Origin of the sequence: Oxynema aestuarii AP17 (assembly GCF_012295525.1) — a bacterium.
Lineage (GTDB): Bacteria > Cyanobacteriota > Cyanobacteriia > Cyanobacteriales > Laspinemataceae > Oxynema > Oxynema aestuarii.
Window position 1 is genome coordinate 6,292,105 of record NZ_CP051167.1, and the last position, 14,180, is coordinate 6,306,284.

Consider the following 14,180-nt stretch of genomic DNA (forward strand, 5'->3'; position numbering starts at 1 on the left):
CCTACATTTACTCCTATAAAAATTTCCGCGAACACACCCTACCCGATTATTACCCAAATCTCATTCTTCCCATGTCCGACTTACTCGATAATCGCCAAATTACCCATTATCAAAAAGCCCTGCTGATTAAGCCCGATAATCCTCAAGTACACTATAAATTAGGGAAAATCTGGGAAAAATTAGAACAGTGGGAAAAGGCGAGCGATTGTTATCTACAAGTGATTTCTCTTTACAGAGAATCTAGTCAAATCAAAGATATTTTTGCTAAAGCTTATATCCAATTAATCGAGATTAGGGAAAAATGTCCGATAGACCAAGCAATTCGGATATACCGTAAATTCGTTGATAAGTACCCAGATTTTTTAATTGCCCATGTTGGTTTGGGGGACTTATTAACTCAACAAGGAAACTTAGCAGCGGCTATATTTTGTTACAAAAATACAAGTTATCAGCAGCTTTTAGGTTCTCATCCTGAGTTTGTCAAAAATTATTGGCATCCTGACAATCCCCGTCAGCCTCATTTTTTAATTATTGGCATTGGCAAAGGCGGAACCAGTTCGCTTTATCGTTACCTAGGAAAGCATCCGCAAATTTTGCCAGCCATTAAAAAAGAAACATTCTTTTTCACCGAAAACATCTCTCAAGGGTTAGACTGGTATTTAGCACATTTCCCACCTATTCCTAAAGACGCTGATTTTTTGACAGGAGAAGCGACTCCTTGGTATCTAGTCAGTTTCGACGTTGAGAAACAAGTTGCTAAGTTATTTCCGAATATTAAAATAATCATCTTGTTGAGAAATCCCGTATTTCGGTCATTCTCTCAATATCAAATGCAACGGAGACTGGGAAAAGAGCATCGGTCATTTTCTGAGGTCATTTCTTCGGAGATGGCAGCGATAAACAAGTTATCATCTCTGGGAAATGCTGATGGCACCTACTGGCAGACAGAAAAAGGTTGTTTATTATTTAGCCTATACGTTTACTTTATTGAGAAATGGATGGCTGTATTTCCCAGGGAACAGTTTTTAATTTTAAAGAGTGAAGACTTTTATGCCAATCCAGCAGTGACCCTGACCCAAGTGTTTGAGTTTTTCGGAGTGCCGGATTATCCCCTACCAGAATATCCAAATTATAATCCGGGGTCGTACAATCCCATCAGTGATAATTTGCGGCAGAGGTTAGCCGATTTTTTCCGACCCCACAATCAGAAGTTAGAGCAATATTTGGGGATGAAATTTAATTGGAATTAAGTTAATGAATAGGCTTTCTCGTTCCCAGGGTCTCCCTGGGAATGCCAGTCAAGAGGCTCTGCCTCGCGTGAATATTCTCGTTTTTCTCGTTTTTCTCGTTTCTCGTTCCCAGGGTCTCCCTGGGAATGCCAGTCAAGAGGCTCTGCCTCGCGTGAATATAAATAACCCACTAAAAATCAATTTTTTTCTCGTTCCCAGGGTCTCCCTGGGAATGCCAGTCAAGAGGCTCTGCCTCGCGTGAATATAAATAACCCACTAAAAATCAATTTTATCCAAACTTAAAACCCCTGGCTCACCAATATAATTACGATAACTCGAATATCGCCAATGAGCTGGATGGTCTACATAGCCACGTCTCAAGGGATTATTGTGAATATACTCTAACTTTTGTCTAAACACTTCGTCACTGAAAATCGCTTGCGGATGAAATCCTTCTTGCCAAACTTGATACTCTTGTTCAGTTTTATATTGAAGTTTATAAATTTTTAGCTGTTTTAGTAGCTGATGAAAATTATTCTTTTGAAGCCAATTAATAATCGATCGCGCCGTAAAGGATTTAAAATTCCCCATCTCCTTAGATAAGTTAGCGGCTGAGACTAATAAATGGAGATGGTTTTCCATAATTACATAACCATATAAGTCTAATCGCCGATTATCTTGCATAAACTGGAGAGAATCTAAGATAATTTGAGCAATTTCAATTTGAGAAAATAGCGGGAGCCAATTAACCACTGTGCAGGTGACAAAGTGGGGTCGAGTTTCTAGTACATGGTAGCGGCTTCGTGCCATTGTGCGATCGATTGGGTTTTGGTATGTTGTACTAAGCTTTTATATTAGTATTTTTAGACAAACATTTAATTGATGAACACCGATGAACCACGAGGCAGAGCCTCGCTTGTTGGCATGCCCAGGGAGACCCTGGGAACGAGAATGCAACATTTAATCACGATGAACCACGAGGCAGAGCCTCGCTTGTTGGCATTCCCAGGGTCTCCCTGGGAACGAGATTAACGAGATTATTACCTCTGGTTCCTAGGCTGTGCCTGGGAACCCCGCGCTGGAGGCTCTGCCTCCGGGTCGAAGCAATGACGCCGATACTTACTGGAGGCAGTCGCCATGAAACCACGAGGCAGAGCCTCGCTTACTGGCATTCCCAGGGAGACCCTGGGAACGAGAATGCAACATTTAATCACGATGAACCACGAGGCAGAGCCTCGCTTGTTGGCATTCCCAGGGTCTCCCTGGGAACGAGATTAACGAGATTATTACCTCTGGTTCCTAGGCTGTGCCTGGGAACCCCGCGCTGGAGGCTCTGCCTCCGGGTCGAAGCAATGACGCCGATACTTACTGGAGGCAGTCGCCATGAAACCACGAGGCAGAGCCTCGCTTGTTGGCATTCCCAGGGAGACCCTGGGAACGAGATTTAACGAATATTTAGGGATGCAATTTGATTGGGATTAGCGGATTTGGTGCTTTTGCAATTCCGCTTCCCTGGCTTCCAGTTCGTCTTGGGTTTGCAATGCGGTTTGCATCCAAGCTTGGGATTGGGAGGCAAAAATTTTCGCTTGGGTTTGATTTTGCTGAAGTTGCCAAATTTGGTTTTTATTTTGCACTTCTGATTGGTAAAGTTGCTCGACACAAGTTAGCAAGAGATGGAGTTGGCGTTGAGTCCATCGGGATACGTCGATTTGCGAGATATATTGACGCAAGTAATATCGTTCTTTGGGCAAGCTTTCTGGGGGAATCATTAGGGCAGAATCGGGGTCAGAAAGATAGAGAGGATAAGGATAGTAAGCAATTTCTTGACCTGTGGCGATCGCCGCTGCTAATATCTGCCAATTTAACGCCAGTAAATCCCGAACTTCGCAATAGGGAAACTCCCGCAACCACTCCACTGTAAATAAGGCGCATAAATCTTGGGGTTGATTAAATTCCAGTAGCTTGAGTAACGAACCATCATGGCAGTTGATTACTTGCAAATGTTGCAAATGTTGCAAATCTGACGAATTTTGACCTAATTTCATGTCCCCACAAACCACTGCGATCGCATCTGATTCTCCCGCAGCGTTGACTAACTTTTCTACCATTGTGGGCAGGGCAATGCGATCGCTCGCTAATAGCAAGAAATATTCTCCGGTTGCCAGTTGGACTAACTGATTATAGGCGGCGCCCAAACTTTGATTGTTAGATGCGATAAACTGATAATTGGGATACTGGGTTTTGGCAAGGGCGATCGCCTCTGGAATCGGTTCGCTGGCTGGAAGTTGGTAGAGAACAATGATTTCCAAGTTTTCATAAGTTTGTCCGGTCAAACTTTCCAGACAATCCAAGGTTTTTTCACCATCGGCAAAGCAAGTGACTCCGACGGTGACGCGGGAATTTTTGGGCGGTTTGGGGGCGGATTTAATGAAAGCTTCACTCATAGATTCAAGTCGGCGATCGAGTAATGTTTGATTGGTTTTTTCTAAGTAGGGGCGATCGGAAATCGCCGGGGTTTCGGGACGCGCTGAAATAGCTGCAATAATAGAGTCAGAGAGAGATTCTGCGTCTGTTGGTTGAAACCAGCGTACCCCGTCGGTTCGGGAAATTAAATTTAAAGTTTCGCGGAATCCTCCGGTGTCTGAGACCACTAAACTTACGGGTGACTGTCCCATTTCTAACGCTGCATTGGGAAAGTTTTCTTGCCAACTGCACAGGCAAACAATTGGGTTGGGTAGCTGACTGACGAGTTCGATTGCTTGTTGACTGGATAAATCCGGTAAAATTTGATAAGCATAGTTTTCTTTTAATGCGCGATCGAGATATTCTTGACTATCCCAGCCTTTCAGTTGGGTCGATTCCAACTGGACAATTTTACCGAGAAAAATAATCTCCAGTGTCTCAGTTATATTGGGGTCGAGGGACTGGAGGGCTTCCATAAAAGTACAGAGTCCTTTTCTTTCCTCTAATCGACCGAAAAATACTAACGGAATTTTTTGGTTATTTTGTAGGGGCGATTCGCGAATCGCCCCTACATTACTTACAATCGGAATAAAATAAGGTAAATGAACTGCATGGGATGTTTTCCAGCCATAACTTTCTACCTTAGACTTGAGAAAGTGGGAGGGAAAATAAGTCACATCGGCATTCTCATAAGAATATTGCTCATAATGATACGCTTGCCAAAACCAATGGGGATGATCCACTGCATATCGATGATTGGTTTCTCGCAACCATTCAAACCCACCATGATCGGTGACTCCAACCAGGCAATTCTTGCTGAGTAACCCGGATTTTTTTGCCCGAATCGTGCGATCGCCAAATCCCCAAATTGCCGGAAATTCCACATAAATCACGGCTTCCGGGAAACTGGCCAAAATTGCCTGAGTAAAGAATAAACAGCAGAAACTTTCATAATCAAACCATTGGGCGATCGTCTGTTCCTGACTTTGGGCTAAAATAGCGCGGTGAATCGGCTGAAGATTTAACACCTTATCCACTTCGACCGTAGAAAAAATATGCTGAAGATTGGGCAATTGAGATTTTCCCCCAAACTCGGTGTCATTCTGGCAAAGTAACAGAATAATGTACCAACCATCGGCGGCTAAATGTTGGCTTAATGCCTGATAATAAGTGCCGATACCACCATTCTGATAAAATCCCTCAAATTCGCTAGTGGCTAAAATAGCTACTTTTTGGGCAGAAGCATTGAATGTTTCTTGCCATTGAGGTTGAAAATAGACTTGAGAATAGTCAGGGGACAGGATATGAGCGAGTAAATTTTTCATATTGTTAAGACTTTTTATTAAATAAACCAAATTTCAAATAACCTTGCGTCATCTTGCTTAGGGACACGGCATTGCCGTGTGCTCCTACGGTTGCCGTGTCCTCCTATATATGTTGTAGGGGTGATTCGCGAATCACCCCTACATGGTTCTCCGGGATATTTCTTCTGCCGCAAGAGGAATTTCGCCAACATTGCCAAACATTTCTCTAGCCTGAATCAATTCTTGTTTAGCTTGGTCTAAATCTCCTAAATAAATAAAAGCCATCACTTTAGCCGCAGCAATATTCGGACGTAATTTTTCGTGACAAATTTGCAACGAGTAGGCAAACGCCTGATGCACATCTTCCGTAGAAAATATACTAAACGGCGGATCCAAATCTAAACTTAAAGTCTCCTTGGGTAAAGGATTGACATATTGAAACACTGCGGCTTGGTAGAGATTGCAATGGTGTTTAAAATATGGCCGCAATTTGTAAATCAATAGATGTATCCAAGCCGTGGCATAATCAGCAAAATCATTATAATGAACGAGTGATACGCCGGGAATTAAATCAAAGTAAAAATTTTTAATGATGCTTTTGGTCAGTTCCCAGCTTTTCATGGCATCCACAAATAAATATTCGATCGCCCCACCGTTCCAACCAATCTCCATCACATTTCCCGGATAAACTGCGATCGAGGGACTCCAGGGACTAATTCTGCGAGTAAATTCATCTAAAAAGCTATCTCCTGGTTTATATTTGCCTTCCAGGGAAGTCCCTTTCACCGTTTGTTCCATATATGGATGCCAAGTAAATAAATCGTAAGCATGAATCCGTTTATATTTCAGGGCAACCCGGCGATTTTTTTCTAATCCCTTAGCCAGAGAAATAGTTGCCGACCCTAACCAACATCCTAAATCAATGATTTCCCCTTGACCGGAGTAAATATTTTGACCATAATCTTGCAGGAAAATCTGCTCTTGATCTGAGGTCATCCCCAATAATCGAGAATATGATTCTGGGCTAGATAGCTGCTGTTTACTGACCGATACTTGAGTAAAAGCTTGTTTTATATACTCTAGCCGATGGTTCAGCAAAGATTGATTCACTTGTGCTAAAAACTCTCGTTGGGGAACAGCGGGAATTTCAGGATAAGCCTCGATCGCATTGGCAATTTCTGCTGCTAGAGATTGGGAGTTTCCTGGTTCAAACCATCGCACCTTATCCGATTCAATTCCCCCCTTATTTATCCCCCTCCCGTCCCCCTTTGAAAGGGGGAGGCCAGCAGAATAAAGAGGGGATCGTCCAATTAATTTTAAGGTTTCTCGAAAGCCTCCGGTATCTGAGACCACCAAACTCACGGGTAACTGTCCCATTTCCAAAGCACTATTGGGAAAGTTTTCTTGAGGACTGGTCAGACAGACAATTGCCGGGGCTAATTCTTGCACGAGGGCGATCGCTTCCTGGCTAAATAAGTCCGAGATGATGGTATAATTGATATCATTAAATTTATTATTAAGTTGTTGTTCGATATATTGTTGACTGTCTTGTTGCTCAGTTTCCGGGGCATGAAGGGTGACAGTTTTCCCTAAAAATAACAGATAAAGTTGCTGGCTAATGTCCTCATCGGCAAAATGCTTAGTAATATGCTCGATCGCCTCCAAAAACGTCAGCAGTCCTTTCCGTTCTTCCAAGCGACCAAAAAAGACGATCGGGATTTGTTGCCGTTTAATATTCAGACCAACCCGGTCTAACATTGGTCGTTTTTTATCCAAAGGTGGCACCAGCGTAAAACAGTAGGGCAAATGAATCGCATGGGTCATGTTCCAGCCATAACTTTTCACCTTTTCCGCCATAAACCAAGACAGGAAAAAGGCTAAATCGGCATTTTCAAAAGAATATTGCTCGTAACCATACACCTTTTGATACCAATCCCAGGCTGGATATAAACTATATTTTTCATTGGCCTCATTCAACCACTCTTGACTGCTGTGCATCGTCACCGCTGTCACGCAATTTTTTCCCAACAACCCCGCACGTTTAGCTTGAATTGTCCGATATCCCAGCCCGCACAAATCGGGAAATTCCACATAAATAGGAGACTGGCTAAAATGATGGGCGATCGCCTGGACAAAAAACAGAATTCGATAACTTTCTGACTCCACCCACTCCCATTGTTGAAACCCCGATAAAATCCCTTGGTGAATTGGCTGTAATTGCAAAAATTTTTCCGCTTCATGGGTAGCAAAAATATGGCGAACCGGGGCAACCGTAGATTCTCCCTGAAACTCTTTTTCTGTTTTACAGAGAATTAAAATCACATATCGGCCTTGACTGGCTAATTTTTCGCTCAAAGTTTTATAATAAGTACCGATGCCGCCATTTTTGAAAATGCCCTCATATTCGGAAGTCACCAAAATCGCCACATTTTCCGGGGCTGGCGATAATTTGGCATCGCAGGTTGCTTGAAAGCGAACCGTAAACTCTTTCTCCCAATCCTTCGCCAAGATGTTTGTTTTCGCGAGCAATCTTTGCTGATTCATTTTTTATTCTATTAGCGTAGTTAGTAGTAGGGTGGGCATTGCCCAACATCCACTATATATAATAGTATCCGGTAGGGTGTGTTAGGCGCTCCATTAATTATTAATCTAATCAGAGATTTATAATAGTGCCGTAACGCACCATCTTACTATGAATCTATTTTGTCATATGGTGGTAGGCAGAAGTGTTGAACGGTACTAATGAATTAGCATAAAATAGATACAAGAATCCTATGAAAAGCTGATTTCAGTGATGGAAAACTAGCTCTCTAAACCAGTGGACATAACTAATCTTTTCACACATAAAAGCCTGTAAATATCGCAACTTATCTAATAATGATGAACCCCATTCTTGGTTAATTTTTACTAATTTTAAAATTAGATATCCGATTAAACAGCAATAAATCTGGATTTCCATTCCATTCACATTTTTCGTGATAAATTTATCCAACTTTAAGTGCATTTTCAAGAACTTCCACAGCAATTCAATTTGCCAGCGTAGTCGATAAAATTCACCAATTTCTTCGTTACTTATTCCTCCTTCTCCTGTCTCTGGCAAATTCGTCACTAAGCGAAATTCAGTTTTTTCTTCCCGGTCGCAAAACATTACTACTCTTCCTTGTACTTGTGCTGTTCCTGTCCCCATTAAATATTCCCCATTCTCTAACATTTCTAATTTAATGTTTTTTCGGATTCTCAAGACGAAGTAGCGATTTTTTTGAGCTTGAAGTTGGGCAATTCTTTCTAAGCTGCAAAAACCTCTATCCATTACGGCGACTCCGTTTTCCGGCGTGGCTTCTATCGTTTCATTTCCATATTTGCTATCGTGTCCTTGACCCAAATGAATTGATATTCCTCCTGGGTTTCCTGTCACTAAGTTAATGCCACTAAACAGTTTCAATTGGTGATATCCTTGATGCCATAAGAGTTTACTCGTCAAAGTGATAATGGTTGAATCTAAAGGAAATATCATCAACTCTTTATCTGAATTTTGGGATTTTTTGGCTACTTCTTTTTTCAATTCATCCCACAATCGATGAAAAACTTCTGGACTACGAGTTTTACTGGCTTTTGAGAAGGTTGATATATCTACGGATTCTCCGCGAATATTTAGTCTTTTAAACAAACTTCTCATCGTTGTTTGACTCTGGTCTAAAATGAAATTTAGCCAAATTGAGACAAACTTGAAAGTGTCTAGTACTGGATAATCGTCTTGGGGCAGATGACTTAGATGTTTTTGGAGAATTTCAGGAAAGTTTGATACAATCATTGTTAAGTATTTATCGAAATATTGCCCCTATTTTACTTGATTAGGGACTTTTTTTGTCAAATTTCTCTTAACATTCAACACTTCTGGGTGGTAGGGTGTGTCTTTGCCCTCGATGAACTATTAATCCAATCAAAGACAAGTAAGGGGGCATTGCCCACCGTATCAGCCTTTTTGGGTTGATTATTGTAAGCGATGTCCATCCTACTGGCTCCAAATTTTAATTTTTGTATCCCCAGGACTTCCGTAAATATCGGATTTCTACTCTATATATATTAAACGGTGGGCATTGCCCACCCTACATCTAATAGTTGCCCCATTTTTGTCCCAACCCACCATGAATCTTTCTACTCCAACCCCAACAAATATCGAGCAACAGACCCAAACCCTAATCAACCATTATCAAAAAGCTACTCTCATCAAACCCGACTCGGCAACCCTCTATCAAGATATTGGCAATCTTTACCGAAGTTTACTCGATTTTGAACAAGCCATCGTTTATTACCTGAAAGCCATTGAACTCAAACCCGACCTATTTTCAGTCTATCATCCCCTGAACTTCCTGCTACAATTCGTCTCTTGGTCGAGCGAAGAGAACAAAAATCAGATTCTCACCCAAGGCATTCATCTCCTCAAACAGAATATCATCCACCAACCCAATTTTCCCTTTGCTCATGTGGTGTTAGGCAGACTCTACGCCCAACAAGGAGAACTAGAAAAAGCCAAAGACTGCTATCAAAAAGCTAGTTTTAAACAAATTAACCGTTCCTATCCTGACCTCATCCAACATTGGAATTCCTCAACCCAACGCCAGCCCAACTTTCTGGTAATTGGCTTATTTAAGTGTGGTACGACCTCTTTTTATAGCTATCTCATCCAACATCCACAAATTTTACCTGCCGTCACCAAAGAAATTCGTTACTTTTCCACGGATACTATCAACGACTTAGATTATTATCTCTCCCATTTTCCAGCGATATCCCATCAAAACTATCTCACCGGAGAAGCTACCCCAAATTATTTTATGTTTCCCAATGTAGCCCAACAGATAAAAAAATGGTTTCCCAACATTAAGCTTATCCTCTTACTCAGAAACCCGATCGACCGAGCAATTTCTGGCTTTTATATGGCCAATAAATTTAGCAATCAATATTTGAATAAATCCCTCAATGACATTCATCACTTAGACATCAACCTAGTAAAAAAGAGAATTGCTGACATCAAAGAAATAGGGGAACTCTCGCTCTATCAAAAGATTGAATTAATAAATCAGTGGCTTGATTATTTAAGAAATATATGGAGACAAAACTCAGATATCAACCATGAAATCGCCGTTCATATCGATCATAGCCTCTATATTGACTATCTCCCCGAATGGTTTAGGGTTTTCCCTAAAGAGCAACTTTTAATCCTCAAAAGCGAAGACTTATTTACTGACCCAGCAACCACCATGAAACAAGCCTATCATTTCCTCGGTCTTCCTGACCATCCCCTGACCGAGTATCGTAACGCCAACCGCAACAAATATCCTCCCATTTCCCCTAGCTTATATCAACAACTTGCCGACTTTTTCCGACCCTATAACCAAGAATTGGAAGACTATTTACACAGGAAATTTCATTGGGATTAAGCGGTGGACATTGCCCACCTTGATTTTAATGAAAACGGTGCGTTACGGCTCAAATAGAACAGGACTTACGCACTAGCCCCCCTAGCCCCCCTAACCCCCCAAATCCTCTGGTTCCTAGGCTCTGCCTGGGAACCCTACTTCCGAGGCTCTGCCTCATGTGTCTGTATATCCTGGTTTACGGGAGGCAGAGCCTCCAGATGGGCATTCCCAGGCGGAGTCTGGAAACGAGAGAACAGGACTTACGCACTAGCCCCCCTAACCCCCCAAATCCTCTGGTTCCTAGGCTCTGCCTGGGAACCCTACTTCCGAGGCTCTGCCTCGTGTGCCTGTATATCCTGGTTTACGGGAGGCAGAGCCTCCAGATGGGCATTCCCAGGCGGAGCCTGGGAACGAGAGAAAAGGGGGGTTAGAGCCGATCGCACATTCCCCACCCTAACCTTGGGTGTAAAATCGTCGGCGAATAATCTCCGCTAATCGATCGCGGTGTTGCTCGGATTTAATCTGATTCAATTCTCCGGTTTTTTCGGACAATTCAGCTTGAGACTCTTCTAAAATAGCTTGCATTTGCTGCTGTTGTCGTTCAGATATTTGTAATTGAATTTGGGTTTGCTGTAGTTGTTCTTGAGATTGCTCTAATTCCGCTTGGGTTTGCTGTAATTGTGTGCGATCGCGCTCTAATTCCGCTTGGGTTTGCTGTAATTGTGTGCGATCGCGCTCTAACTCGGCTTGGGTTTGCTGGTGTTGGGTTTGGGTGGTTTGCAATTGTTCTCGGAGGTGTTCGAGTTCCGCTTGAGTCTGGGAATAGTCCTGTTTTAAGGTGGCTAATTCGGTGGTTTTTTGGTGCAGTTGTTGGTTGGATGCGGTTAATTCCTGTTGCCGTTGACTGCGGGACTGTTCCAGGTGGGTTTGGGTTTCGGCAAGTTGGGTTTTGAGACGGGGGATGGCGCGATCGGGGTGGAGGGGGTCGAGTTTTTCGGCGATGAGTTCGGGGGTGAGGCGATCGTAGGTGTAGGGTTCGGTTTTGATGAGGGTTACGCCATCACCCTGGGGTTTTTCGCCCCAAATATAGCGGTTATAAAAGTCATCTTCGACGGCAAAGCATTCGAGGGTTTCAGATTCGGCTGATTCTAGGTAGGCGAAGTGAGTTAAGGTATTTTGTAAGGCGATTATACAAGTGAGTGCGACTCGTTCTCGGTCTTGGGTGTTGGGGGATGCCCCATGAAAGAGCCGTCTGTCATAGAGGATGGCTTGTCCGGCTTTGAGGGGGATGGGGGTGAGATAGCGATCTTGGATGAGGGAGGCAAGGGTTGAGTCATACGGAAAGGGTGAAAAGGGGTAAAAGGGACGGGGTTTTGAGTTGAGGGGGTGGCTGCCTTTGACGACGGAGAGACAGCCGTTTTCTGGGGTTACGTCCATTAAAGGACACCAAATTCCATAGGATAGGGTTTCGGTTTCGTCGGTTAAGGAGGGGTCTTGGTGAAGTGGGGTGGCGTTGATGGCGGAGTTGGGAGATTTGCGATACCAGGTGCAGAAGGCGGCGCGATGGTTGGGTAGGAGGGGCGTGAGTTTGGGGTTGACAATGGCTTTGAGGCGATCGCTGTGGTGTTGGCGAAATACAGGATCGCTTTTGCTGAAAAGCGTGTAGCTTGAGAGGTTGTCGGCATTTTCTGGCAAAGGATCGGTGCTGACAAGTTCGCGTAAATCCTCCAGTTCATCTGGGGTTAAAAAGTTTTCCAACACCACATAACCCTCAGTCTCTAGCTGCTGCTGCATTGCTGGGGTTAAGGGCGTGACATTGGTGGGAGTGGGACGGGGTGCTTCAGTTGTAGATGGAGTCGGTCTTGAGCCTAGTGTAAATACGGATTTTATGACATTTACTATTCCAATTGCTCGATTTTTGACCGATGGGAAAAACAGAATCAGGGTCATTACCACGAAGCTGAGATAGTAGGGGTTACGGCTAGAGAGAAGAATGGCAAGAGCAAGGGGAAGCCAGACTTCATAGAGATCGTGGGGAATGATATTTTGCTTAACTGGAGGTGATAGAGGAGAAGGATTTAGCGAAACTTGGTCGAATTTAACTTGCCCGAAAATCACTAACAAGTACACTATAAAGAAAACCAACAGTAACGGAGCAGAGCCGGATAGTAAGATGGCGATGCTACCAAGTAAGGCAATTTCAACGGGGAAGACGAGGCGGTTTATCCACCGTTGAACGGTTTCGGGTGGGCGTTGGCTGACAAAGGTGGTGATTCCAGAGTTGAGGTCATTGGCGCGATCCCAGAGTTGGTGCAGCAATATGCCGCGCAGCCCGACGAAAAAGGCATGGGCGGCGGCAACTGCGGTGAAAATGAGGGCGTTGCGGGGTGGGTCGGGGGTTTGGCTGAGGACGGTGGCGGCGACGAAGAGGGTGGGGACGAGGTGCGCTCCGGCAGCATCGCTGAGGATGCCCCAGATGCCCCGTTCTTTCAGGCGTAGGGGGGGGACGGAGTAGAGGGTAGGGAGCAGATAGTTGGCGGCGAGCAGGGCGAGGGGAATCGTGCCGAGGTGGGTGAGGAGGGGAGCAGCGAAGCCGATGCTCAGGAAGAGGAGGCAGAGGAGGAGGCGTTGCCAGGGTTGGAGTTGGGCGGCGGCGTTGGGTTTGTTGGCTTTTTGGTCGGTTTCGATGTCGCAGATGTCGTTGAGGAGGTAGCCGTAGGCGGCAACGGAGGCTATGGACAGGAGGGCGGTGAGCGTGGTGAGGGTGGCGGTTGTGGGGGAAAGTTGGAGGAGGAGGGTTTCAGCGTAGGCAATGGTGAGGAGGGGCGCGATTTTGTAGAGCCACCATTCTTGCGACCTAATTAATTTTAAGGGAGTGAAGTTAGTCTGTTTTTGCTCAGTTTTGTATTTCTTCTGACGAGCAACAATCGCTTTTCGTCTTGCACCTTTGACCAGAGGATATTCAATAACTTCTACCTTCTCAAAATATCTGCCGAACAGAGCCAGCATATACTCCAATTGTGGAGCCAGCATATTTCTATGCTGTTTCTCCATTTCCTCATCAACCCAAGTCCAAACAACTGCTTCAAAACGAATAAATCCGGCATCGTTGTATAAGTTTTTGCATTCATAAGGAATATGCAATTCACCTGTCGCAAGCTCTTGAGGTGCTGTGAAGGGTACAAAGCAAATGCCGCGATCTGATGTCCAATTCGCAAAATTTTCAACGACTCGATCTAGTTCTGAAAGTGACTCGACATAGCCATAAGCCAGCCACATACAGGAAACTAAGTCCCACTTACCTTTCCACTCTGGTCGCTTATCTCTGTAGTCACCTTGAATAAGCGGGATCTTTGGGTTAGCTTGTCGGGCAGTTTCCAACATTGCCGGAGAAATATCTAAGCCCGATCGCTCCACCTCTGGAAAGCAGCTTAAAAAGTAGCCCGTCCCGCAAGCAACATCAAGCCATCGGGGATGGTCGCCGATTTCATTTAGGAGTTGGGCGATGGTTTCCCGCTCAAAGTCAGCATCAATTTTTGATAAGTCGTTGAGCAAGAAGCGTTGATTGTAGTTTTGGGCGTAGTTTTGGTCATAGATATTAAGTACATTATCCTCATTCATATTTTCCCTCCTTAATTTCTACTCATTCAAATGTATCCAAATTTATCTGCTAAAGAGAAAGGGATTACCTTAGCAGATAAAAGGGAAGTTCTAAAACTCAGAATTCCAGTTTAGACCACCCTCATAATCAACAATAAAAATTAGCT

General features: G+C 43.9%; 7 protein-coding genes. 2 read left to right on the forward strand and 5 right to left on the reverse strand.

The window, feature by feature from the left end:
* Positions 1–71 precede the first annotated feature (71 nt).
* Positions 72–1,250, forward strand: a complete 1,179-nt coding sequence (locus tag HCG48_RS25100; RefSeq protein WP_168571619.1) for a tetratricopeptide repeat-containing sulfotransferase family protein — start codon at positions 72–74, stop codon at positions 1,248–1,250.
* Positions 1,251–1,505: 255 nt separating this feature from the next.
* Here the strand turns inward: HCG48_RS25100 and HCG48_RS25105 are convergent, their stop codons facing one another.
* The 4 genes from HCG48_RS25105 to HCG48_RS25120 form a co-directional block, all read right to left on the reverse strand.
* On the reverse strand, positions 1,506–2,039 hold the full coding sequence (locus HCG48_RS25105; protein WP_168571620.1) for an REP-associated tyrosine transposase: 534 nt from the start codon (positions 2,037–2,039) through the stop codon (positions 1,506–1,508).
* Positions 2,040–2,707: 668 nt separating this feature from the next.
* Positions 2,708–5,017, reverse strand: a complete 2,310-nt coding sequence (locus HCG48_RS25110; RefSeq protein ID WP_246259768.1) for a glycosyltransferase — start codon at positions 5,015–5,017, stop codon at positions 2,708–2,710.
* Between the two features lie 138 nt (positions 5,018–5,155).
* On the reverse strand, positions 5,156–7,411 hold the full coding sequence (locus tag HCG48_RS25115; RefSeq protein ID WP_246259769.1) for a glycosyltransferase family 4 protein: 2,256 nt from the start codon (positions 7,409–7,411) through the stop codon (positions 5,156–5,158).
* A 373-nt stretch (positions 7,412–7,784) separates the two neighbouring features.
* Positions 7,785–8,804 carry an IS4 family transposase gene (locus tag HCG48_RS25120; protein ID WP_168571696.1) on the reverse strand — a complete coding sequence of 340 codons (1,020 nt, stop codon included), beginning with the start codon at positions 8,802–8,804 and terminating at the stop codon, positions 7,785–7,787.
* A gap of 337 nt (positions 8,805–9,141) precedes the next feature.
* On the opposite strand from HCG48_RS25120, the gene HCG48_RS25125 reads away from it, so the two are divergent.
* Positions 9,142–10,434 carry a tetratricopeptide repeat-containing sulfotransferase family protein gene (locus HCG48_RS25125; RefSeq protein ID WP_168571622.1) on the forward strand — a complete coding sequence of 431 codons (1,293 nt, stop codon included), beginning with the start codon at positions 9,142–9,144 and terminating at the stop codon, positions 10,432–10,434.
* A gap of 432 nt (positions 10,435–10,866) precedes the next feature.
* Here HCG48_RS25125 and HCG48_RS25130 read toward each other — a convergent pair whose 3' ends face one another.
* Positions 10,867–14,034, reverse strand: a complete 3,168-nt coding sequence (locus HCG48_RS25130) for a phytanoyl-CoA dioxygenase family protein (protein WP_168571623.1) — start codon at positions 14,032–14,034, stop codon at positions 10,867–10,869.
* Positions 14,035–14,180 lie beyond the last annotated feature (146 nt).